Annotated in this window: 20 protein-coding genes; 8 read left to right on the forward strand and 12 right to left on the reverse strand. The window is 72.2% G+C overall.

Annotated features, from left to right (window positions below; all coding sequences use genetic code 11):
- Positions 1–423 carry an OsmC family peroxiredoxin gene (locus ASG88_RS02365; RefSeq protein ID WP_056885770.1) on the reverse strand — a complete coding sequence of 141 codons (423 nt, stop codon included), beginning with the start codon at positions 421–423 and terminating at the stop codon, positions 1–3.
- Between the two features lie 96 nt (positions 424–519).
- Here ASG88_RS02365 and ASG88_RS02370 point away from each other — a divergent pair, with 96 nt between their 5' ends.
- Positions 520–912, forward strand: coding sequence for a globin (locus ASG88_RS02370; RefSeq protein ID WP_056885771.1), 393 nt, complete (start codon positions 520–522; stop codon positions 910–912).
- Positions 913–923: 11 nt separating this feature from the next.
- Here ASG88_RS02370 and ASG88_RS22375 read toward each other — a convergent pair whose 3' ends face one another.
- Together ASG88_RS22375 and ASG88_RS02380 are read right to left on the reverse strand one after the other, a co-directional pair.
- Entirely contained in the window at positions 924–1784 is an 861-nt protein-coding gene (locus ASG88_RS22375; protein WP_200956313.1) for an acyl-CoA thioesterase, read from the reverse strand.
- 67 nt (positions 1785–1851) lie between these two features.
- Positions 1852–2034, reverse strand: coding sequence for a hypothetical protein (locus ASG88_RS02380; RefSeq protein ID WP_056885772.1), 183 nt, complete (start codon positions 2032–2034; stop codon positions 1852–1854).
- Between the two features lie 108 nt (positions 2035–2142).
- Between ASG88_RS02380 and ASG88_RS02385 the strand changes: the two genes are divergently transcribed.
- From ASG88_RS02385 to ASG88_RS02395, 3 genes are all read left to right on the forward strand, one after another.
- On the forward strand, positions 2143–2733 hold the full coding sequence (locus ASG88_RS02385; protein ID WP_056885773.1) for a TetR/AcrR family transcriptional regulator: 591 nt from the start codon (positions 2143–2145) through the stop codon (positions 2731–2733).
- Positions 2734–2825: 92 nt separating this feature from the next.
- Positions 2826–4043, forward strand: coding sequence for an acetyl-CoA C-acetyltransferase (locus tag ASG88_RS02390; RefSeq protein ID WP_056885774.1), 1218 nt, complete (start codon positions 2826–2828; stop codon positions 4041–4043).
- 161 nt (positions 4044–4204) lie between these two features.
- Complete coding sequence (locus ASG88_RS02395; RefSeq protein WP_056885775.1) at positions 4205–4711, forward strand: MarR family winged helix-turn-helix transcriptional regulator; 507 nt, start codon at positions 4205–4207, stop codon at positions 4709–4711.
- A gap of 87 nt (positions 4712–4798) precedes the next feature.
- Here ASG88_RS02395 and ettA read toward each other — a convergent pair whose 3' ends face one another.
- From ettA to ASG88_RS02420, 5 genes are all read right to left on the reverse strand, one after another.
- Positions 4799–6481, reverse strand: a complete 1683-nt coding sequence (gene ettA, locus ASG88_RS02400; RefSeq protein WP_056885776.1) for an energy-dependent translational throttle protein EttA — start codon at positions 6479–6481, stop codon at positions 4799–4801.
- Between the two features lie 102 nt (positions 6482–6583).
- A complete protein-coding gene (locus ASG88_RS02405; RefSeq protein ID WP_056885777.1) occupies positions 6584–7078 on the reverse strand; it encodes a single-stranded DNA-binding protein in 495 nt (164 codons plus the stop codon).
- Between the two features lie 147 nt (positions 7079–7225).
- Positions 7226–8881, reverse strand: a complete 1656-nt coding sequence (locus tag ASG88_RS02410) for a GTPase (protein WP_056885778.1) — start codon at positions 8879–8881, stop codon at positions 7226–7228.
- A gap of 40 nt (positions 8882–8921) precedes the next feature.
- Complete coding sequence (locus ASG88_RS02415) at positions 8922–10715, reverse strand: dynamin family protein (RefSeq protein ID WP_235534692.1); 1794 nt, start codon at positions 10713–10715, stop codon at positions 8922–8924.
- Positions 10712–11830: a PrsW family intramembrane metalloprotease gene (locus ASG88_RS02420; protein WP_056885779.1), complete on the reverse strand. Its 1119-nt coding sequence runs from the start codon at positions 11828–11830 to the stop codon at positions 10712–10714. Before ASG88_RS02420 ends, ASG88_RS02415 begins: the two co-directional genes overlap by 4 nt.
- A 50-nt stretch (positions 11831–11880) precedes the next feature.
- Between ASG88_RS02420 and ASG88_RS02425 the strand changes: the two genes are divergently transcribed.
- Positions 11881–13278 (forward strand): aminopeptidase P family protein, encoded by a 1398-nt coding sequence (locus ASG88_RS02425; protein WP_056885780.1) that lies wholly within the window; start codon positions 11881–11883, stop codon positions 13276–13278.
- A 14-nt stretch (positions 13279–13292) separates the two neighbouring features.
- A complete protein-coding gene (rlmC, locus tag ASG88_RS02430; RefSeq protein ID WP_056886039.1) occupies positions 13293–14396 on the forward strand; it encodes a 23S rRNA (uracil(747)-C(5))-methyltransferase RlmC in 1104 nt (367 codons plus the stop codon).
- A gap of 4 nt (positions 14397–14400) precedes the next feature.
- Here rlmC and ASG88_RS02435 read toward each other — a convergent pair whose 3' ends face one another.
- A complete protein-coding gene (locus ASG88_RS02435) occupies positions 14401–15021 on the reverse strand; it encodes a hypothetical protein (protein ID WP_056885781.1) in 621 nt (206 codons plus the stop codon).
- Positions 15022–15132: 111 nt separating this feature from the next.
- On the opposite strand from ASG88_RS02435, the gene ASG88_RS24165 reads away from it, so the two are divergent.
- Both ASG88_RS24165 and ASG88_RS02440 read left to right on the forward strand, forming a co-directional pair.
- Positions 15133–15219: a putative leader peptide gene (locus ASG88_RS24165; RefSeq protein ID WP_407669413.1), complete on the forward strand. Its 87-nt coding sequence runs from the start codon at positions 15133–15135 to the stop codon at positions 15217–15219.
- 63 nt (positions 15220–15282) lie between these two features.
- Entirely contained in the window at positions 15283–16665 is a 1383-nt protein-coding gene (locus ASG88_RS02440; RefSeq protein WP_056885782.1) for a dicarboxylate/amino acid:cation symporter, read from the forward strand.
- Positions 16666–16729: 64 nt separating this feature from the next.
- Here ASG88_RS02440 and ASG88_RS02445 read toward each other — a convergent pair whose 3' ends face one another.
- The 3 genes from ASG88_RS02445 to ASG88_RS02455 are packed head-to-tail and all read right to left on the reverse strand — an operon-like array spanning position 16730 to position 18599.
- Positions 16730–17635, reverse strand: a complete 906-nt coding sequence (locus ASG88_RS02445; RefSeq protein ID WP_056885783.1) for a hypothetical protein — start codon at positions 17633–17635, stop codon at positions 16730–16732.
- Positions 17636–17683: 48 nt separating this feature from the next.
- Positions 17684–17986 (reverse strand): hypothetical protein, encoded by a 303-nt coding sequence (locus ASG88_RS02450; RefSeq protein ID WP_056885784.1) that lies wholly within the window; start codon positions 17984–17986, stop codon positions 17684–17686.
- Between the two features lie 46 nt (positions 17987–18032).
- Entirely contained in the window at positions 18033–18599 is a 567-nt protein-coding gene (locus ASG88_RS02455; protein ID WP_056885785.1) for a manganese efflux pump MntP family protein, read from the reverse strand.
- Positions 18600–18681: the final 82 nt, after the last annotated feature.

Below are 18681 nucleotides of genomic sequence, written 5' to 3' on the forward strand. Positions count from 1 at the left end.
TCAGGCGAGCGCCGCGTCCAGCGTGATCGGGACCGAGAGCGCCTGCGAGACCGGGCAGCCGGCCTTGGCCTCCTCGGCGAGGCGGACGAAGGTGTCGTTGTCGACGCCCTCGACCACGCCGCGCACCGTGATCTTGATGCCCGTGATGCCGGTGCCGGGGGTGAAGTCCACGGCCGCCTGGGTGTCCAGCGAGGTCGCGGGGGTGTCGTTCTTGGCCAGGCCGTTGGAGAAGGCCATCGAGAAGCACGACGAGTGGGCCGCAGCGATGAGCTCCTCGGGGCTGGTCTTGCCGTTCGCCTCCTCGGCGCGGGAGGGCCAGGACACGTCGTACGTGCCGATCCCGGAGGACTCGAGGGTGACCTTGCCGGCGCCCTCGAAGAGGGTGCCCTCCCAGTGCGTGGTCGCGGTGCGGGTCGTGGACATGCTGTGCTCCTGTTGCGTCGGGGACGTGGGTCGCATCGAGTCTTCCACGCTCACCCTCCCCTCCCGATGCGGCCGTCTCACCCCTTGCTCGGCACAATGGCGACCGTGACGACCGAGAGCACCTTCTACGACGAGATCGGCGGCGAGGCGACGATCCGCTCGATCGTGCACACCTTCTACGAGGGCGTGGCGACCGACGAGGTGCTGCGACCGCTCTACCCCGAGGAGGACCTCGGGCCGGCGGAGGACCGCTTCGCGATGTTCCTGGTCCAGTACTGGGGCGGACCGACCACCTACTCCGACCGGCGCGGGCACCCGCGGCTGCGGATGCGCCACGCGCCCTTCGCGGTCACCCCCCTCGCGGCGGAGCGCTGGCTGGTGCACTTCCGCGCCGGGCTCGACGCGGCCGACCTGACGGCCGAGCAGGACCAGAAGTTCTGGGACTACGTCACCCACGCCGCGCAGTTCATGGTCAACACGCTGGAGTGAGACCTAGAGGCTCAGTCCTCGAGGGCGGCCACCATCGCGGCGCGCTGCTCCGGTGCGAGGTCCACCGAGCGACCGGCGACCGGGTCGAAGCAGACGAGCACGACCCGCGCACGGGAGAGCACCCGCTCGTCGTCGCGGATCTCCGACTCGATGGTGAAGGACCGCGTCCCGACGTGGGTGATGCGCGACCACACGTCGTACGGCTCGGGACGGAAGAGGATCGGCACCTTGTAGTCGACGTCGGTCTGGGCCACCACCACGCGGGTGTCGCCGGCGCCCGGCAGGTGCTCGACGAGGTCGCGCATCAGCGGGATGCGCGCCTCCTGGAGGTACTCGAAGTACTTCACGTTGTTGACGTGGCCGTAGACGTCGACGTCGGAGAAGCGCACGTGGAGCGGGAAGTGCCCCGGGTCCCACGCCGCGACCGGCGCGATCCGGGGACTGCCGGACCAGCCCTCCTCGACGAACGGCGCGAGGACGTCCTTCTCCTCGGTCGTCAGGCGCCGCGGGCGCTCGGTCGCGAAGACGTACGGCGTCAGCACGGTGCAGGCCCGGACGTACGTCGTCCGCACGCCGGCCTCGTCCTCGTCGAAGATCTCGTAGGCCATGGTGAAGCTGGCCGCACGGACCTCGGTGACCCAGCACTCGATGCTGACGGGGCGGAACCGGAAGGTCAGCGGGGCGAGGTAGGACACCTCGTGCCGCACCACCACGACGCCCTCGGCGAGCTCGTCGGCCCGCCGGTCGGGCGCATGGGTGCGCAGCATGTCGACCCGGGCCTCCTGGAGGTAGTCGACGTAGACGACGTTGTTGACGTGCCCGAGCAGGTCGAGGTCGGCCCAGCGGAGGGGGCACTCATAGCGGTGGCGCACCACTCGATGGTCGCAGAGTCGGCCACCGGTCCCGTCAGGGCGCCCACCCGTGGACCAGCCGGCCGGGTCAGTGCGCGAAGTGGAGCTGGCCGTAGTAGGTGGTGATCGATTCGTGGCGGGCCAGGCGCTCGCGGTGGTTGACCACGAGGAAGCCTGTGGCGACGGCCACGGCGGCGACGAGGGCGACGGCCGCCAGGGCGAAGAACGCGGTGACGAAGGGGGCGATGTCGGGGAGCAGCTGGAAGGTCATCGGGGAGCCTTTCTACATTTGTAGACTATCTACGTTTGTAGAGGCTACGCCGAGCCTCCCGCGTCGACAAGCGCGGCGGTAGTGTCGTCGCTCACCCGAGGAGGCCCGTTGCCCGCACCGCAGTCCCCCCGCCGGCGCGAGATCCTCGACGCCGCGGTCGTCGTGCTCGCCGGGCACGGGCTCAAGGGGCTCACCCACCGCGGCATCGACCGGGAGGCCGGGCTCCCCGAGGGGAGCTCGTCGGCCTACTTCCGCAGCCGGGCGGCCCTCCAGCAGGCGGTCGCCGAGCACCTGTCCGACCAGCTCGTGCAGGACGTCGCAGCCCTGTCCGACACGCTGGCCGCCGGCGACCACAGCGTCGGCCGGGCGGTGCGCGAGACCGGGTCACTCTTCCGGCGCTGGCTCGCACACCCCGAGGTGGTGCTGGCCCGCCTCGAGCTCACGCTCGCCGCGACCCGCGACCCGGAGCTCGCGGCCACGATGGCGGGGTGGCGCGCCGAGCTCGTCGAGCTCGTACGCCGCACGCTCGAGGCCGGCGGTCATGCCGACGACGCCACCCGGGCAGCGACGGTCGTGGCCGCCCTGGACGGGGTGCTCCTGGCAGCTCTCCAGCGCCCCGCACGCCAGCGCGCGGCGTTCCTCCGCTCCAGCCTCGAGCTGCTCCTCGGGTCGCTGGCCGAGCCCCCCGACCCGGCATGACCCAGCCCACACGAGAACGTGTTCCACCTGTGCGCGCGCCCGTCTAGGGTGAGCCAGCAACACCCTGACCGCCCACCAGAACCGGAGTTCCCATGCCCGAGGCAGTGATCGTTTCCGCAGCGCGCTCCCCCATCGGCCGCGCCAACAAGGGGTCCCTCAAGGACTTCCGGCCCGACGACCTCAGCGCGCTGATCGTCAAGGCCGCGCTGGACAAGATCCCCGGCCTCGACCCGAACACCGTCGACGACCTCTACCTCGGGTGCGGCCTGCCCGGCGGCGAGAGCGGCAACAACATGGGCCGGATCGTCAACGTGCTCAACGGCATGGACAACGTGCCCGGCGCCACCATCACCCGCTACTGCGCTTCGTCCGTGCAGACCACCCGGATGGCGTTCCACGCGATCAAGGCCGGCGAGGGCGACATCTTCGTCTCCGCCGGCGTCGAGACGGTGTCCCGCTTCGCCAAGGGCACCTCCGACCACATCCCGCACACGGTCAACCCGCGCTTCGACGACGCGCAGACCCGGACCGCGAAGACCGCCGAGGGCGGGGTGGACTGGCACGACCCGCGCGAGGACGGCCAGCTCCCCGACGCCTACATCGCCATGGGCCAGACCGCCGAGAACGTCGCCCGCCTGCGCGGCCTGTCGCGCCAGGAGCTCGACGAGTTCGGCGTGCGTTCGCAGAACCTCGCCGAGAAGGCCATCAACGACGGCTTCTGGGCCCGCGAGATCACCCCGGTCACCACCCCGGACGGCACCGTCGTGTCCACCGACGACGGCCCGCGCGCCGGGGTCACCTACGACGCGATCAAGGACCTCAAGCCCGTCTTCCGCCCCGACGGCGTCGTCACGGCCGGCAACTGCTGCGCCCTCAACGACGGCGCCGCCGCCGTGGTCATCATGTCGGACACCAAGGCCAAGGAGCTCGGCCTGACCCCGCTGGCGCGCATCGTCTCCACCGGCGTCTCGGGCCTCTCCCCCGAGATCATGGGCCTCGGCCCGGTCGAGGCGACCAAGCGGGCCCTGGCCCACGCCGACATGAGCATCGGCGACATCGACCTCGTCGAGATCAACGAGGCCTTCGCCGCCCAGGTCGTGCCGTCGTACCAGGACCTCGGCATCGACATCGACCGCCTCAACGTCAACGGCGGCGCGATCGCGGTCGGCCACCCCTTCGGCATGACCGGCGCCCGCCTGCAGAACACGATGCTCAACTCGCTTGACTGGCACGACAAGACCACCGGTCTCATCACCATGTGCGTCGGTGGCGGCCAGGGCATGGCGCTCATCCTGGAGCGCCTCGGCTGACGTCCGCACGCCGATCCACCGGCCCGGGCCGGGACCCCACCGCGCGGGTCCCGGCCCGGTCGCGTGGTGGCGTGTTCGACTGCAGGTGAGGACCGTGATGGTTAGGGTCGTCCCGAGCGGGGACGATCGAGTCGCCGTGACGTCGTACAAGGAGTGACCGCATGCCCCCCGCAGCCCCCGAGCCCCAGTGGCTCGACGAGGACCAGCAGCGCTCCTGGCGCGCCCTCGTGGTCGGCTCGACCCTGCTCATGGACCGCCTCGACGACGACCTGCGTCGGGAGTTCAACATCTCGCTCACCGAGTACGAGATCCTCGTCCGGCTCTCCGAGCGTCCCGGACGCGCCCTGCGGATGGCGCAGCTCGCCGACGCGCTCGCCCACTCGCGCAGCCGGGTGACCCACACGATCGACCGGATGGAGCGGGCCGGGTACGTCGTCCGCGGCACCACGCCCGAGGACGGTCGCGGCATCGTGGCGACGATGACCGACAAGGGCTACGCCCTGCTCCAGGAGGCCGCACCCCGCCACGTCGAGGGCGTGCGCGCCTACCTCGTGGACCGGGTCCAGGGGGACGACTTCAGCGCGATCGGCCGGGCGATGGACGCGGTCACCGACCACCTCATCAGCGACCACCCGGAGATGGACCTGCGCGACGGCGCCACCGGCTGAGGCGACGACCTCCCGGCCGCTCGACGCCGACGGCCCGGCACGCAATGCGTGCCGGGCCGTCGTGCTGTCGCAGTGTGTGTCGAAGGATCAGTCGCGGGTCAGGCGACGGTGCGTCACGCGGTGCGGGCGGGCGGCCTCGACACCGAGGCGTTCGATCTTGTTCTCCTCGTACGCCGCGAAGTTGCCCTCGAACCAGAACCAGCGGGCCGGGTCCTCGTCGTCGCCCTCCCACGCGAGGATGTGGGTCGCGACGCGGTCGAGGAACCACCGGTCGTGGGAGGTGACCACGGCACAGCCGGGGAACTCCAGGAGCGCGTCCTCGAGGGAGGACAGGGTCTCGACGTCCAGGTCGTTGGTGGGCTCGTCGAGGAGCAGCATGTTGCCGCCCATCTTGAGCGTGAGCGCGAGGTTGAGGCGGTTGCGCTCGCCACCCGACAGCACGCCGGCCTTCTTCTGCTGGTCGGGGCCCTTGAAGCCGAACGACGCGACGTAGGCGCGGGAGTTCATCTCGAAGTTGGCGACCTTGATGAAGTCGAGCCCGTCGGACACGACCTCCCAGACGTTCTTGTTGGGGTCGATGCCGCCGCGGCTCTGGTCGACGTAGGAGATCTTGACCGTCTGGCCGACCTTGAGCTCGCCGTCGTCGGGCTTCTCCTCGCCGGTGATCATCCGGAAGAGCGTGGTCTTGCCGACACCGTTGGGGCCGATGACGCCGACGATGCCGGCCTTGGGCAGCGTGAAGGACACGTCGTGCATGAGCGTGCGGCCCTCGAAGCCCTTGCCGAGGTCGTGCGCCTCGAGCACCACGTCGCCGAGGCGCGGACCGGCCGGGATGTTGATCTCGGAGGTGTCGATCTTGCGCATCCGGTCGGCCTCGGCCGCCATCTCCTCGTAGCGCGCGAGACGCGACTTGCTCTTGGTCTGGCGGGCCTTGGCGTTGGAGCGGACCCACTCGAGCTCGCGCTCGAGCACCTTGGCGCGCTTGGCGTCCTTCTGGCCCTCGATCTTGAGGCGGCTCTGCTTGGTCTCGAGGTAGGTCGTGTAGTTGCCCTCGTAGGGGTGCGCCTGGCCACGGTCGAGCTCGAGGATCCAGGAGGCGACGTTGTCGAGGAAGTACCGGTCGTGGGTCACGGCCAGCACGGCGCCGGGGTAGGACGCGAGGTGCCCCTCGAGCCACTGGACCGACTCGGCGTCGAGGTGGTTGGTGGGCTCGTCGAGGAGCAGCAGGCTCGGCTGCTGGAGCAGCAGCTTGCACAGCGCCACGCGGCGGCGCTCACCACCGGAGAGGTTGTCGACCAGGACGTCCGGCGGCGGGCAGCGCAGCGCGTCCATCGCCTGGTCGAGCCGGCTGTCGAGGTCCCACGCGCTGGCGTGGTCCAGGTCGGTCTGCAGGTCACCCATCTCGGCGAGCAGGGTGTCGAAGTCGGCGTCGGGGTCGGCCATCAGCTCGGAGATCTCGTTGTAGCGGTCGAGCTTGCCCTTGATCTCGCCGACCGCCTCCTCGACGTTCTCCAGGACGGTCTTGCCCTCGCTGAGGGGCGGCTCCTGCTGGAGCATGCCGACCGTCGCGTCGGGGTCGAGGATCGCGTCGCCGTTGTTGGCGTGGTCGAGCCCCGCCATGATCTTGAGCAGGGAGGACTTGCCGGTGCCATTGGGTCCGACGACGCCGATCTTGGCGCCGTGGAGGAACGAGAGGGTGACGTTGTCGAGAACGACCTTGTCACCGTGGGCCTTGCGCACGTTGCGCAGTGTGAAGACGTACTCAGCCATGCGCCTGAGCCTACGGGTCGCGGCACCCCGCTGGACAACCGGCGGCCGCCCGACCGACCGCCCGCACGGGCCGGGACCGCTCCCCGCGGTCCCACCCGCTGCTCAAGCGGCCTCGGCGTCGGCCCCGTCCTGCTCGACCCGGGCCTTCGCCTCGTCCAGGATCTCGCCGGTCTCGACGTCCACGCCGGCCACCGGCACGGCGGCCGGGTCCCACGGGTCACCGCCCGACGGCTGGTCCTCGCGACGGCCCGGCTTCGTGTAGAGCGAGGTGCCCCGCGCCAGGTCGTGGCCCGCCGAGGTCGCGGTGACGACCAGCTGGGTGCTCGACGTGCCGTCCTCGCGGACCCACACGTCGGCCTCGAGCCGGCCGGTGATGATCACCGGGTCGCCCACCCGCAGCGACTCCTTGACGTGCCCCGCCAACCGCCGCCAGGCCTTGACCTTGAACCACGTCGTCGTGCCGTCGACCCACTCGTCGCCCTTGCGACGCCGCGACGTGCTGGCCACGCGGAAGGTGGCCAGCGCCTGGCCGCCCGCGTCGTGGACCTCCACCTCACTGCCGACCCAGCCGTTCAGGGTCACGATGGTCTCGTTCATCTCATGCCTCCTCGGTGGGGCGGCACGTCCGCCCTCGTGGACCAAGGCTGCGGACCCGCACCGACACCGCGTCGTACGACGCCCGGCCCCTGTGGAGGGGACGACGCACGGGCGGGCCTGTGGAGACCCACGGGCCCGCCAGAGGAGTTACTTGAGAGCGGCCGCGAGGCCCTCGGTGACCACGACGTAGGAGGCCAGCTCGGCGCGGATGGGCTCCACGACGATCTCCTCGGAGACCTCCGAGATCGCGTCACGCAGCCGCTTGTCGGCCGTGCGCGCGCGCTTCCTCGCGGTGAGCGAGACGAGCAGTCGGCACACCAGGGCCAGGAGCACCCCGAGCCCGATGCCGCCGAGGAACATGATCGTGGGGATGGGGATCCCGCCCCACTCGGGCGTGGACGCCCCGTCGAAGCCGAGGTAGGCCGCGCCGAACAGTGCGCCCAGCCAGACGAAGCCGGCGATCGCGGTGAGGATCAGGGCCCACTGCAGGACGCGCACGAGCCCCGCCCACGCGGGGATCTTGTCTGCGCCGAGGTCGGTGGACGCCACGGCCCGGTCGAGCCGGTCGCCGAGGTCGGGCAGGCGGGACACCGACGCCTTGCGGATCGCGCCGGTCCACGCGGGCGCCATGCCGTCGGACACCTGGTCGGCCAGGGCACGGACCTCGGTGTCCACACGGGCCCGCTGGACGCCGGTCGCCTGGGGCACGGACGTGCGGGCGGAGCCGGTGAGCTCCTTGCCGACGGCTCCCAGGTCGAGATGGAGCCGCTTGAGCGGGTCGGGCTTGAGCTTGGAGAACCACGCCACGACCGGCCACCCGGTCGCGCGGTTGGCCCGCATGCGCGTGGACTTGTCGACGGCGCGGACCACGGTCGGCACGCCGGCCGCGTCGGCGAAGGCGTCGTCGAGGGCCGCGACGCGCTCCGTCGACAGGGTGCGGGTGCGCGCCGTGCCGGACGCCGCCTGCACGCGCTCGGCGGCGCTGCGGAGGTCGGCGGACAGCCGGGCCCGGGTGGCCTTCTTCTCCGCGACGCGCGCGGCGATGGCGGACTTGAGCTCGGGGATGCCGATGCCGTGGCGGGCGCTCACGCCGACCACCGGGACGCCTGCGAGGCCGTCGGCCTCCAGCAGGCGGCGTACGTCCGCGAGCATGCCCTCGCGACGGTCCTCGGGCACCGTGTCGATGTGGTTGAGCACGACCATCATCACGTCGCGGTGCTGGTTGAGCGGCGCCAGGTAGCGGTCGTGGATGGCGGCGTCGGCGTACTTCTGCGGGTCGAGGACCCACACGAGCATGTCGGCGAGCTTGACCAGCCGGTCGACCTCGAGGTGGTGCGACACCTCGGTCGAGTCGTGGTCGGGCAGGTCGAGGAGCACGACGCCCTGCATCTGCTCGTCCTCGCGGCCGCTGGAGAGCATCGAGTCGCGGGTCACCTGGTGGCGGGCGGGGATGCCGAGCCACTCGAGGAGCTCCTCGGCGCCCTCGCGACCCCAGACGCAGGCGGTGGCCCACGAGGTGGTCGGGCGGCGCACGCCGACGGCGGAGAGCTCGAGCTCGGTCAGCGCGTTGAACGTCGACGACTTGCCGGAGCCGGTCGCACCGGCCAGCGCGACGACGGTGTGCTCCGCCGACAGCTTGAGGCGACTGGACGCCCGGTCGACGACAGCCTGTGCGTCGTCGAGGATCGTGTCGTCGACACGACCTCGCGCGGCGTCCACGGCCTGCTCGAGGCCTTGCACGCGTGCACCGATGTCAGAACTCCGGGAGACCAGCTTCTTGGCCCCCTCGAGCAAGGACGACATGTTCTCCCTCGACGGCTGCAGGATGGATCGGGGTCCCACCCTATGCGTCCGGAGCCGCGTCGGCCGCCTCCGCACCCTCCGGGGTGGCCTCGGGTGCCCCGGCCTTGCTCGCGGCGAAGCGCAGGTCGTCGACACGGCGTGACGAGGATCGCAGCTTCTCGGGGACCTCGGGCGAGATCTCGAGCGCGTCGAGCACGTCGACGTAGCGACGGCGCTCGCCGTCGAGGAGGTCGGTCACCTTGACCTCGAGGTCGCGTCGGGCCCGCTCCGCGAGCGACCGCACGGCCTGGTCCCCGAAGACCGCCTCGAGGAGCTTCTGACCCAGCACGGCGGAGCCACCGGCGATGCCGGCCTCGGCGCCGGTCACCCCCGCGGTGTGCGCGAAGACGACGACCATCAGGGCGACCGAGAGGCCGTTGACGCCGAAGGCGAGGAAGCGGGCGGTGGAGCGCTTGTCGGCGCCCTCGGTGCGGACCATCTCCAGCACGTCGGACTGCCAGTCGCGCACGGCGCGCTCGGCACGGCGGCGGAAGTCTCGCGACGCACGGCCAAGGTCCTCCCCGCCCTGCTGGAGGAGCAGCTGGCCGGCGGCCGTGGACTGCCACGACGCCTCGGTGCGCTCGGCGGCGGCCTCGGCGTGCTCGAGGATCAGCGTCTCCAGGCCGGACTCGACGGCCACGGTGACCCGCTCGGCCTGCTGGGGCTTGCCCTTGACCGCGTTGACGACCCGGTCGCGCAGCCAGCCGACCCGGGTCTCCAGCGACTTGAGCAGCTCGCCGGTGCCGACGAACTCCTGCCAGCGGGCGAGCACCTCCCCGCGCAGCAGCGTGCCGTCGGCGGACGCCTTGGAGACCGCGGCCACCGCCTGGTCGTAGGACCGGTTGACGTCCTCGCGCAGGCGGCGTACGGCGTCGACCTGCTCGGTCGCGGCGTCCGCGACCGAGTGCGTACGCCGCGCCAGCGTGCGGATGGCGCCCTCGAGGGTCTGCCGGACCACGGCGGAGCGCGCGTCGGCGTCGGCGGCCAGCGACTCGAGCCACGAGCGGATGTCGGCGACCGACTCGGGGGGCAGCAGGCCCTCCTCGGTGACGCCTCCCTCGACGACGGTGAAGAGCGGTGAGTCCTTGAGCCCGCGGGCGGCGAGCATCCGCGCCAGGTGGGTGGAGACCGTCTCGACGGCCTCCGGCGGAGTCCGGTCGAGCACGATCGCGACGGCGGCGGACCGCTCGGCGGCCTTGCGCAGGAACTCCCACGGCACCTGGTCGGCGTACCGGGCGGCGGAGGTGACGAAGAGCCACAGGTCGGCGGCCGCGAGCAGCTGGGCGGCGAGGGTGCGGTTGCGCTCCTCGACGGAGTCGATGTCGGGGGCGTCGAGGATGGCGAGGCCGGCCGGCACGGACTCCGACGGCACGAGCTGGAGCGCGTCGGGGTCGTTGGTGCTGCGGGTGACCCGCTCGAGCTCGGGGAGCAGGCGGTCCTGGCCGAACCACTGCGCGTCGTCGGGGTTGTGCACCAGCACCGGCGAGCGGGTCGTCGGTCGGAGCACGCCCGGCTGGGTGACCCGCGTGCCGACCAGCGAGTTGACGAGGGTCGACTTGCCGGCGCCGGTCGAGCCGCCGACGACGGTGAGCAGCGGGGCGTCGATGGTCATCAGGCGCGGGATGACGTAGTCCTCGAGCTGGTCCACCATCTCCCCGCGGGCCTGCCGCTGGGCCTCGGCGGTCGGCAGCTCCAGCGGCAGCCGGACCTCCTGCAGCGCGCCGCGCAGCCGCACGAGAGCGGTCAGCATCCTGGTGCTGTCGGCGCTCTCCTGTCGTGACTGGAGCTCGGTCATCTGGTGGGTACCACCTGTCCGGGGAAGGCAATGTAGGGGCGTACGGCGTTGAGCTGCTCCACGTGCTCGTGCCCGCGCTCGGCGAAATCGCGTGGTGCTGTCCCGCGAAGATAACGGTGGTGCAGGTAGGCGAGCTCAATCGCGGCCGCCTGGTAGTCCCGCATGGCGCGCTCACCGTGCACGCCTCCACCCCTGCGGGCGAAGGCGCGGGCGTGCCGGCGGGCCCGGAGGTCGACGAGCCACGGGATGTCGGTGGCCGGGATCAGCCCGCGCCGGGCGGCGTCCTCGAGGGCAGCCTCCATCATTCCCCGCTCCGAGCGGCGGCGGTACAGCGCGAAGGCCACAAAGCCGAGGAAGGCCGGGAGCATCAGCGTGCCGTAGACGACGAGGAAGTTCTCCGTGCCGTAGAGCGTGGCGGAGTTCCACAGGCTGTGCGCCAGGACCGCGCCGACGTAGCCGAGCACGGGCAGCAGGACCCGCGGCAGCGGGCGCCTCGACGTCACCGCCAGGCCGACCCCGATGCCGATGAACGCGGTGAAGAGCGGGTGCGCGAAGGGGCTGACCACGCCGCGCAGGATGAAGGTGCCGGTGAGGGCCTCCGTGCCGCCGGGGCCGAGCCCGTCCGTCCCGTCGTACGCCGCGGCGAGGTAGAGGAGGTTCTCGGTGAAGGCGAAGCCGATGCCCACCATGCCGGCGTAGACGATGCCGTCGAGGACGCCGTCGAGCTCGTGGCGGCGCCACCACAGGAGGAGCACCAGGAAGGCTCCCTTGGTCAGCTCCTCGGTCACCGGTGCCACGATGGCCAGGCTGTCGGTGTCGCTGGCGCCGCCCGCGACGCCGATCCCCTGGAAGACGAGGGCGGCGGCGGTCGCGACGAAGGCACCCCACAGCAGTCCGGCCACCAGCAGGGACCGTGGCTCGGGCTCGTAGCGGTCCAGCCACATGAAGCAGCCGACCAGCGGACCCACCGGCAGGGCGGCGAGAAGAGCGGCCAGGGCCAGCGTGCCGGGGGCGCCGGAGAGAGCGACGACGAGGGCCATCACCAGGGCTCCCAGCATGACCAACACCGTCACGACGACGGTGAAGGCAACGCTGTCACGACGTCGTCTCGGCATGCCCGGAAGCCTAACGGAGCACCCCTGTCGCCCCGGCGTACAGTGACCGCGTGAACGAGGAGCACCCCACCGAGCCCGACGTCGCCACCTCCGAGACCGGTGAGCCGCTGGCCACCGAGTCGCACGACCCGGCCGTGCCCGCGGCGTACGCCGCCTTCATGCGCACCGGGTGGGGCGAGCGCGAGCTCGACGTCCCCCGGCACCCGATCACCGAGCACGCCGCCAGGCGTCGCGCGGCACTGGCCGCGGCCTTCCCGGGCGAGCGTCTCGTGCTTCCGGCGGGCACCTTCAAGGTGCGCGCCAACGACACCGACTACCGCTTCCGCCCGGACACGGCGCACACCTACTTCTCCGGCAACCAGACCTCCGACGCCGTGCTGGTGATCGACGACGGCGAGGCGGTCCTCCACGCCCGGCCGCGCTCGGAGCGCGACACCGACGAGTTCTTCCGCGACCGCCAGTACGGCGAGCTGTGGGCCGGGCGCCGTCCGTCGGCCCGCGAGATCTCCGACTCCCTCGGCATCGAGGTCCGCCACGTCCAGGACCTGCCGTCCTTCGACGACGACCGCAAGACCCGCGACATCACCAGCGACGAGGACCTCGCCCGGGTGGCCGACGAGCTCCGCCTGGTCAAGGACGAGTGGGAGGTCGCCGAGCTCCAGGAGGCCTGCGACATCACCACGCTCGGCTTCGAGGACTCGGTGCGCGAGTGGGACCGCGTCCTCGAGCACGGCGAGCGCTGGATCGAGGGCACCTTCTTCCGCCGGGCCCGCGCGATGGGCAACGACATCGGCTACGACTCCATCGTCGGCGGCGGTGCGCACGCGACGACGCTGCACTGGATCGACAACACCGGCCCGATCACGCCCGGTGAGCTCGTGCTGCTCGACATGGGCGTCGAGGGGCGCAACCTCTACACCGCCGACGTGACCCGCACGCTGCCGGTCGACGGCCGCTTCACCCCCGTGCAGCGCGACCTCTACGACCTCGTCCACGCCGCGCAACAGGCCGGCATCGACGCCGTCCGGCCGGGCGTGCCGTTCCTCGCCGCCCACAACGCCGCGATGGAGATCCTCGCCCACGGCCTCGCCGACCTGGGGCTGCTGCCGGTGTCTGCGCAGGAGGCGCTGGACCCCGAGTCCAAGGTCTACGCACGGTGGACGCTGCACGGCACGTCGCACATGCTCGGCATGGACGTGCACGACTGCGGCCGCTCCTCGGTGGACATCTACCCCAAGGGCGACCTGGCCGAGGGCATGGTGCTCACCGTCGAGCCGGGCCTGTACTTCCAGGAGGACGACCTGCTCGTCCCCGAGGAGCTGCGCGGCATCGGTATCCGCATCGAGGACGACATCCTCGTCACCGCCGACGGCTCGCACAACCTCTCCGCCGCCCTCCCCCGCACCTCGGCGGAGGTCGAGGAGTGGATGGGCCGGCTGCGCGGCTGACGACCGGCACCCGCGTGGACTGCCACCACTACGACGCGCACCGCTGCCGCTCGTGCACCCTGCTGGAGGTGCCTCGCGCGCAGCAGCTCTCCGACAAGGAGGCGCACGCGCGATCGCTGGTGCCGTCGCCGGTCTGGCTGCCGACGGTGGCCGGTCCCGACGCGGGCTTCCGCAACAAGGCCAAGATGGCGGTCGGCGGCACCGCCGCCGCCCCCACGCTGGGGATCCTGGACCGCAGCCGCACCGGGGTCGACCTGCGTGACTGCGCCCTGCACTCCCCCGGCCTGACGGCCGCGCTCGAGGTGGTCGCCGGCTTCGTCACCCGCGCCGACCTCACCCCGTACGACGTCACAACGCGCCGCGGCGAGCTCAAGCACGTGCTGCTCACCGAGTCGCCCGACGGCGAACTGATGCTGCGCCTGGTGGTGCGCTCGACCGCCGACGAGACCCGGATCCGCAAGCACCTGCCGTGGCTGCTGAAGGCCCTGCCCCCGCTGCGCGTGGTGTCGCTCAACGTGCAGCCCTCGCACGCGGCCGTGCTCGAGGGCGAGCGGGAGATCGTGCTGACCCCGCAGGCGTCGCTGCCCATGCGGCTGGAGGGGCTCGAGCTGGCCCTGCGGCCCCAGGGCTTCTTCCAGACCAACACCCACGTCGCCGCGGCGCTCTACGCCCAGGCCCGCGAGTGGGTCGCCGGGCTGGCTGACGTCCGCACGGCGTGGGACCTGTACTGCGGCGTGGGCGGCTTCGCGCTGGCCGTCGCCGGGCCGGGCCGCACCGTCACCGGCGTGGAGGTGTCGGCCGAGGCGGTGGCCGCCGCGCAGGCGACCGCGCCCGACGGGGTGACCTTCGTCGCCGGGGACGCCACGGCGTGGGCGCTGGCCCAGCCGGGGGCGCCCGACCTCGTCGTGGTCAACCCACCCCGACGCGGGATCGGCGAGGACCTCGCGCGCTGGCTCGAGGCCGGCGAGGCGTCGTACGTCGTCTACTCGTCGTGCAACGCCGAGTCGCTGGCCCGCGACCTGGCGCTGATGCCCTCGCTGCGCCCGGTCGAGGCGCGGGTGCTCGACATGTTTCCCCAGACCACGCACTACGAGGTGCTGGTGCTCCTCACCCGGTGAGCGGTCAGCCGCGGCGGACCTTGGGGCCCTTGGTCAGGTTGTCGTCGCCGATCGTCCCGGCGCGGTGGGCGTCGTCGGCGAACACCACGTCCTGCTCCGCCCCGTCGGCCGCGGTCACGGTCTCGAGGGACGCTATGCCGGCGCCAACCTGGACCCACCGAGGAGCGCCGAGGCAGGACGTCGGGATCGTGATGACCGCGCGGGCGGCGGCCCGGTCGCCGACGGCGCGCAGTCGCGGGCAGTCGACGGCGCGACCCCGGCGCGTGATCTCGACCTCCGGCCGGCGGCCCAGGTCGTCCGCCTCCACCTCGAAGGTGCCCGCGGGGGTGCGCACCTGCAGCACCGCGAAGTAGATCCTCGACCGGCCGAGCTCGCGGAGGTCGATGCGCACCCGGAGGCGCGATCCGGTGTGGTCGACGACGGTGCGGACGACGTCCGCGGTCAGGTTCTCGGGGGCAGGCAGGAGGTTGTCCAGGTCGTCGTCGCCCCGCTCCGTCGGCCCGACGCTCACGACGTCCCCCGCGGGATCCGTCGTCGCGACCTTCTCCGCGTGCGCAGCCGCGGGCGCGAGGAGGACGACGGGGACGAGGAGGGCGACGAGGCGCAGGCCGAGACGAGAAGACATGTCGCGCACCCTAGGGAGGCTGCGACGCCCTTGTGACGGGAACCACGGAATCCGCCCGGTCCGGCACCGGTTGTGGCTGACGTGCGAGCCTCCACGACCTTCCCCGCCACGGTGGGTGACCTGCTGACGCAACGTCGTGCCGTCGACCTCGTGCGCACCGGGAGCGCGCTGTGTCGCCCCTCCCGCGCCGTCGACTGACCCTCCTGCGTCCCTCGGCACCCGCGATCGTCGGGTGCTGTTCCGAAAGGTTATCTTTTCAGTATGAATACTTTAGTTACGGAGACTGAGCAACCCACCCGTCGCCTCCGCCTCCCGTCCTTCGGCGTCCAGGTCCTGATCGGACTCGCGCTGGGTGTCGTCCTCGGCCTCGTCGCCCGCTCCATGGGTCCCGACTCGGTCGACGCCGCCGGCGTGGCCGACCCGAACTGGCTGACCGAGACCCTCACCACCGTCGGCAGCGTCTTCGTCACCCTGCTGCGCACGATCGTCCCGCCGCTGGTCTTCCTCGCGATCGTCGCGTCGATCGCCAACCTGCGTGACGTCACCGGCGCCGCCCGCCTGGCATGGAAGACCCTGGCGTGGTTCGCCATCACGGCCCTGATCGCCGTGGCGATCGGCATCACGCTCGGCCTGGTGCTCCAGCCGGGTGACCACGCCAGCGTCTCCGCGGACGCCGCGTCGGCCCCCTCGACCACGGGGTCCTGGCTCGACTTCCTGACCGGCCTGGTCCCGGCCAACGTCCTCGGACTCGAGGGCAGTGCGGGCGACGACGGCTCCGTGGGCCTGTCCTTCAACGTGCTCCAGATCCTGGTCGTCGCCATCGCCGTGGGCATCGCCACCCTCAAGGTCGGCTCGGACGCCGACCCGTTCCTGGGCGTCGTACGCTCCGCCCTCAGCGTGGTCCAGAAGATCCTGTGGTGGGTCATCCTGCTCGCCCCGGTCGCGACCGTCGGCCTGCTCGGCAACGCGGTGGCCACCTACGGCTGGGACGCTCTCGGCTCCCTGGGCACCTTCACCGTCGCGGTTTACGCCGGACTGGCGCTCGTGCTCCTCGGCGTCTACCCGGTGCTGCTGCGGCTCAACGGGCTCTCGGTCAAGCAGTTCTTCACCGGTGCGTGGCCGGCGATCTCGCTGGCGTTCGTGTCGCGCTCGTCGATCGGCACCATGCCGGTCACCCAGTCCGTGACCGAGCGCAACCTGGGCGTCCCCCGGGCCTACTCCTCCTTCGCCGTGCCGCTCGGCGCGACCACCAAGATGGACGGGTGCGCGTCGATCTATCCCGCGATCGCGGCGATCTTCGTGGCACAGTTCTTCGGCCTGGACCTGTCGGTCACCGACTACGTCCTGATCGCCTTCGTCTCGGTGATCGGCTCGGCCGCCACCGCGGGCGTCACCGGCGCCACCGTCATGCTCACCCTCACCCTCTCCACCCTGGGCCTCCCCCTGGAGGGTGTCGGCCTGCTGCTGGCCATCGACCCGATCCTGGACATGGGCCGCACCGCCACCAACGTGGCCGGCCAGGCACTGGTGCCGACCATCGTCGCCAAGCGCGAGGGGATCCTCGACCTCGACACCTACAACGCCCGCCGCACCGGCACGGCGTGGCGCGAGGACGCTCCCGCGGAGCAGTTGGCCACCGTCTGACCCCGGCACGTCTCCCACGGCCCGTCGCGCATTGCGTGGCGGGCCGTGTGCTGCGTCGGTCCGGTCAGGCGGTACGCCGCACGCTGCGGGCCGCCCACCACAGTGCGGGCGGCACCAGGGACGCGAGCAGGAGCGACCACACCAGCTCGCTCCCGGCCAGCTCGCCCGCCGCGGCGACCACTCTGGCGAGCGCCCCGGCGACCCCGTCGCCACGTCCGAGCAGCCACTCCCCGGGCGCGAGGACCAGGGCGGTGACGACGAGGGAAGCCGAGGTGACGAGCGCCGCGGTGAGTCCGCGGTGGACGGCGATCGCTGTGGCGACGAGCAGGGCGATCAGGCCCAGGACTCCGACCACCGCCGCGGCGACCAGCCCGTAGCGACGCACCTCGCCGAGCCCGCCCGCGAAGTCGAGAGCGTCGGTCTCCGCGCTCGTCTCGCTGACCGAGGCGGCGGCTAACCGCGGCAGATCGTCGGCGTAGGTGGACAGCACCCGCCGCGCCTCCGGGTCGTCGGTGGCGTCGGCCTGCCGGTCGAGCTCCACCGCGATGGCGTCGACGTAGGGCTGGGGGTCGAGGCGGCCGTCGTCGAGCGGGACCGCGGCCAGGGCCGCCAGGACGTCCGGCGCTCCGAGCGCGTCGTCGGTCGCCGCGACCAGCACCTTGCGGGTGGCGGGGGCGAAGGCGCTGCCGCGCTCCTCCTCGACGTCGCCGACCAGGGAGTCGGCGGCGTCCTGGCGCAGCTCGGGCACGGACAGCAGCGCGGCGAGCGCCCGGCCGGGGTGCTCGGGCGACACCACCACCAGCGCGAAGACGGTGACGATGCCCGCCAGCGAGAGCAGCCCGGCCGCCACGACGCCGATCCCGGTGGCGAGGACGGTCCGGACCCAGAACGCGGCACTGCGGTCCGGCGGCTCCCCCGGCATCGTCGCGACCGGCAACGCACCGGTCCCCCCGGCGTACGACGTCGTCATGGGCGTCATTGTGGCGGCCGGACCGCCGCGGGTCCGGCGAACGCGCCATCAGCGGGTCGGCGTCGGTGGGCCGGCCGGCGCCAGCATCCCGGGGTCGACCCACATCTCCACGAGCGCCCAGCCCGCGGGATCCGGGGCGGCGACGGCGATCCGCCCCGACCAGCCACCGCCGACGCGGCGCCACTCGAGCAGCAGGGCGGCCTGCCTGCCGTGGGGTCCGTCGTACCAGCAGTGCCGGGTGACCGGCGGGGCGTCCGCGTCCGGCTGCTGCGGGGCGACTCCCCCGGGTCGCCGGCGCTCCCGGGTGGTCGCGACGCGGGACGCCAGCGACTCCCCGCGTCCCGCACTCATCCCTCCGGCCATGGTCACGGACCGTACGGCGCGGCACCGACGGCGGTCAGAGGATCCCGAGGTGGGTGAGCAGGATCCGAAGACCGATGAGGATGAGGATGAGACCACCCGCGATCTCGGCCGGCCTGCGGAACCGGACACCCGCCCGGTGGCCGATCACGACGCCGGCGAGCGACACCGCGAAGGTGATCACCCCGATGGCCACCACCGCGCCGAGGATGCTCACCTCGAGGAACGCGAGGCTGATCCCGACCGCGAGGGCGTCGATGCTGGTGGCGACACCCAGGAGCAGCAGCTCGGAGAGCGGCAGGCCCAGGTCGCTGGCCCCGCCCTCCTCGTCGGTCTGGAAGGCCTCCCAGAGCATCTTGCCGCCGATCGCCGCGAGCAGGCCGAAGGCGACCCAGTGGTCGATCTCGGTGATGTAGTCGCGCAGGCTGGTGCCGAGCAGCCAGCCGAGAAGTGGCATCAGCGCCTGGAAGACGCCGAAGGTCACGGCGATGGCCAGGGCGTCGCCGACGCGGAGGCGCCGCATCTGCAGCCCCTTGCCGAGGGCGACGGCGAAGGCGTCGGCGGAGACGCCGAGGGAGACGAGGAAGAGGGTCAGGAGAGACATCGGGTCCTTCGGGTGGTCGTGCTGCCGAAGACCCGGTCGTGGCATGGGGAGGCTTCGGCACTGAGTGCCGAAGGTCTCGCTC

This window comes from Nocardioides sp. Soil777, assembly GCF_001428425.1.
Lineage (GTDB): Bacteria > Actinomycetota > Actinomycetes > Propionibacteriales > Nocardioidaceae > Nocardioides > Nocardioides terrigena.

Excerpts from the sequence above, each read along its gene's own strand:
- ASG88_RS02365 (WP_056885770.1), bottom strand. The coding sequence starts at position 423 with ATGTCCACGACCCGCACCGCGACCACGCACTGGGAGGGCACCCTCTTC.
- ASG88_RS02370 (WP_056885771.1), top strand. The coding sequence starts at position 520 with ATGGCGACCGTGACGACCGAGAGCACCTTCTACGACGAGATCGGCGGC.
- ASG88_RS02380 (WP_056885772.1), bottom strand. The coding sequence starts at position 2,034 with ATGACCTTCCAGCTGCTCCCCGACATCGCCCCCTTCGTCACCGCGTTC.
- ASG88_RS02390 (WP_056885774.1), top strand. The coding sequence starts at position 2,826 with ATGCCCGAGGCAGTGATCGTTTCCGCAGCGCGCTCCCCCATCGGCCGC.
- ASG88_RS02395 (WP_056885775.1), top strand. The coding sequence starts at position 4,205 with ATGCCCCCCGCAGCCCCCGAGCCCCAGTGGCTCGACGAGGACCAGCAG.
- ettA (WP_056885776.1), bottom strand. The coding sequence starts at position 6,481 with ATGGCTGAGTACGTCTTCACACTGCGCAACGTGCGCAAGGCCCACGGT.
- ASG88_RS02405 (WP_056885777.1), bottom strand. The coding sequence starts at position 7,078 with ATGAACGAGACCATCGTGACCCTGAACGGCTGGGTCGGCAGTGAGGTG.
- ASG88_RS02410 (WP_056885778.1), bottom strand. The coding sequence starts at position 8,881 with ATGTCGTCCTTGCTCGAGGGGGCCAAGAAGCTGGTCTCCCGGAGTTCT.
- ASG88_RS02415 (WP_235534692.1), bottom strand. The coding sequence starts at position 10,715 with ATGACCGAGCTCCAGTCACGACAGGAGAGCGCCGACAGCACCAGGATG.
- ASG88_RS02420 (WP_056885779.1), bottom strand. The coding sequence starts at position 11,830 with ATGCCGAGACGACGTCGTGACAGCGTTGCCTTCACCGTCGTCGTGACG.
- ASG88_RS02435 (WP_056885781.1), bottom strand. The coding sequence starts at position 15,021 with ATGTCTTCTCGTCTCGGCCTGCGCCTCGTCGCCCTCCTCGTCCCCGTC.
- ASG88_RS02440 (WP_056885782.1), top strand. The coding sequence starts at position 15,283 with ATGAATACTTTAGTTACGGAGACTGAGCAACCCACCCGTCGCCTCCGC.
- ASG88_RS02445 (WP_056885783.1), bottom strand. The coding sequence starts at position 17,635 with ATGACGACGTCGTACGCCGGGGGGACCGGTGCGTTGCCGGTCGCGACG.
- ASG88_RS02450 (WP_056885784.1), bottom strand. The coding sequence starts at position 17,986 with ATGAGTGCGGGACGCGGGGAGTCGCTGGCGTCCCGCGTCGCGACCACC.
- ASG88_RS02455 (WP_056885785.1), bottom strand. The coding sequence starts at position 18,599 with ATGTCTCTCCTGACCCTCTTCCTCGTCTCCCTCGGCGTCTCCGCCGAC.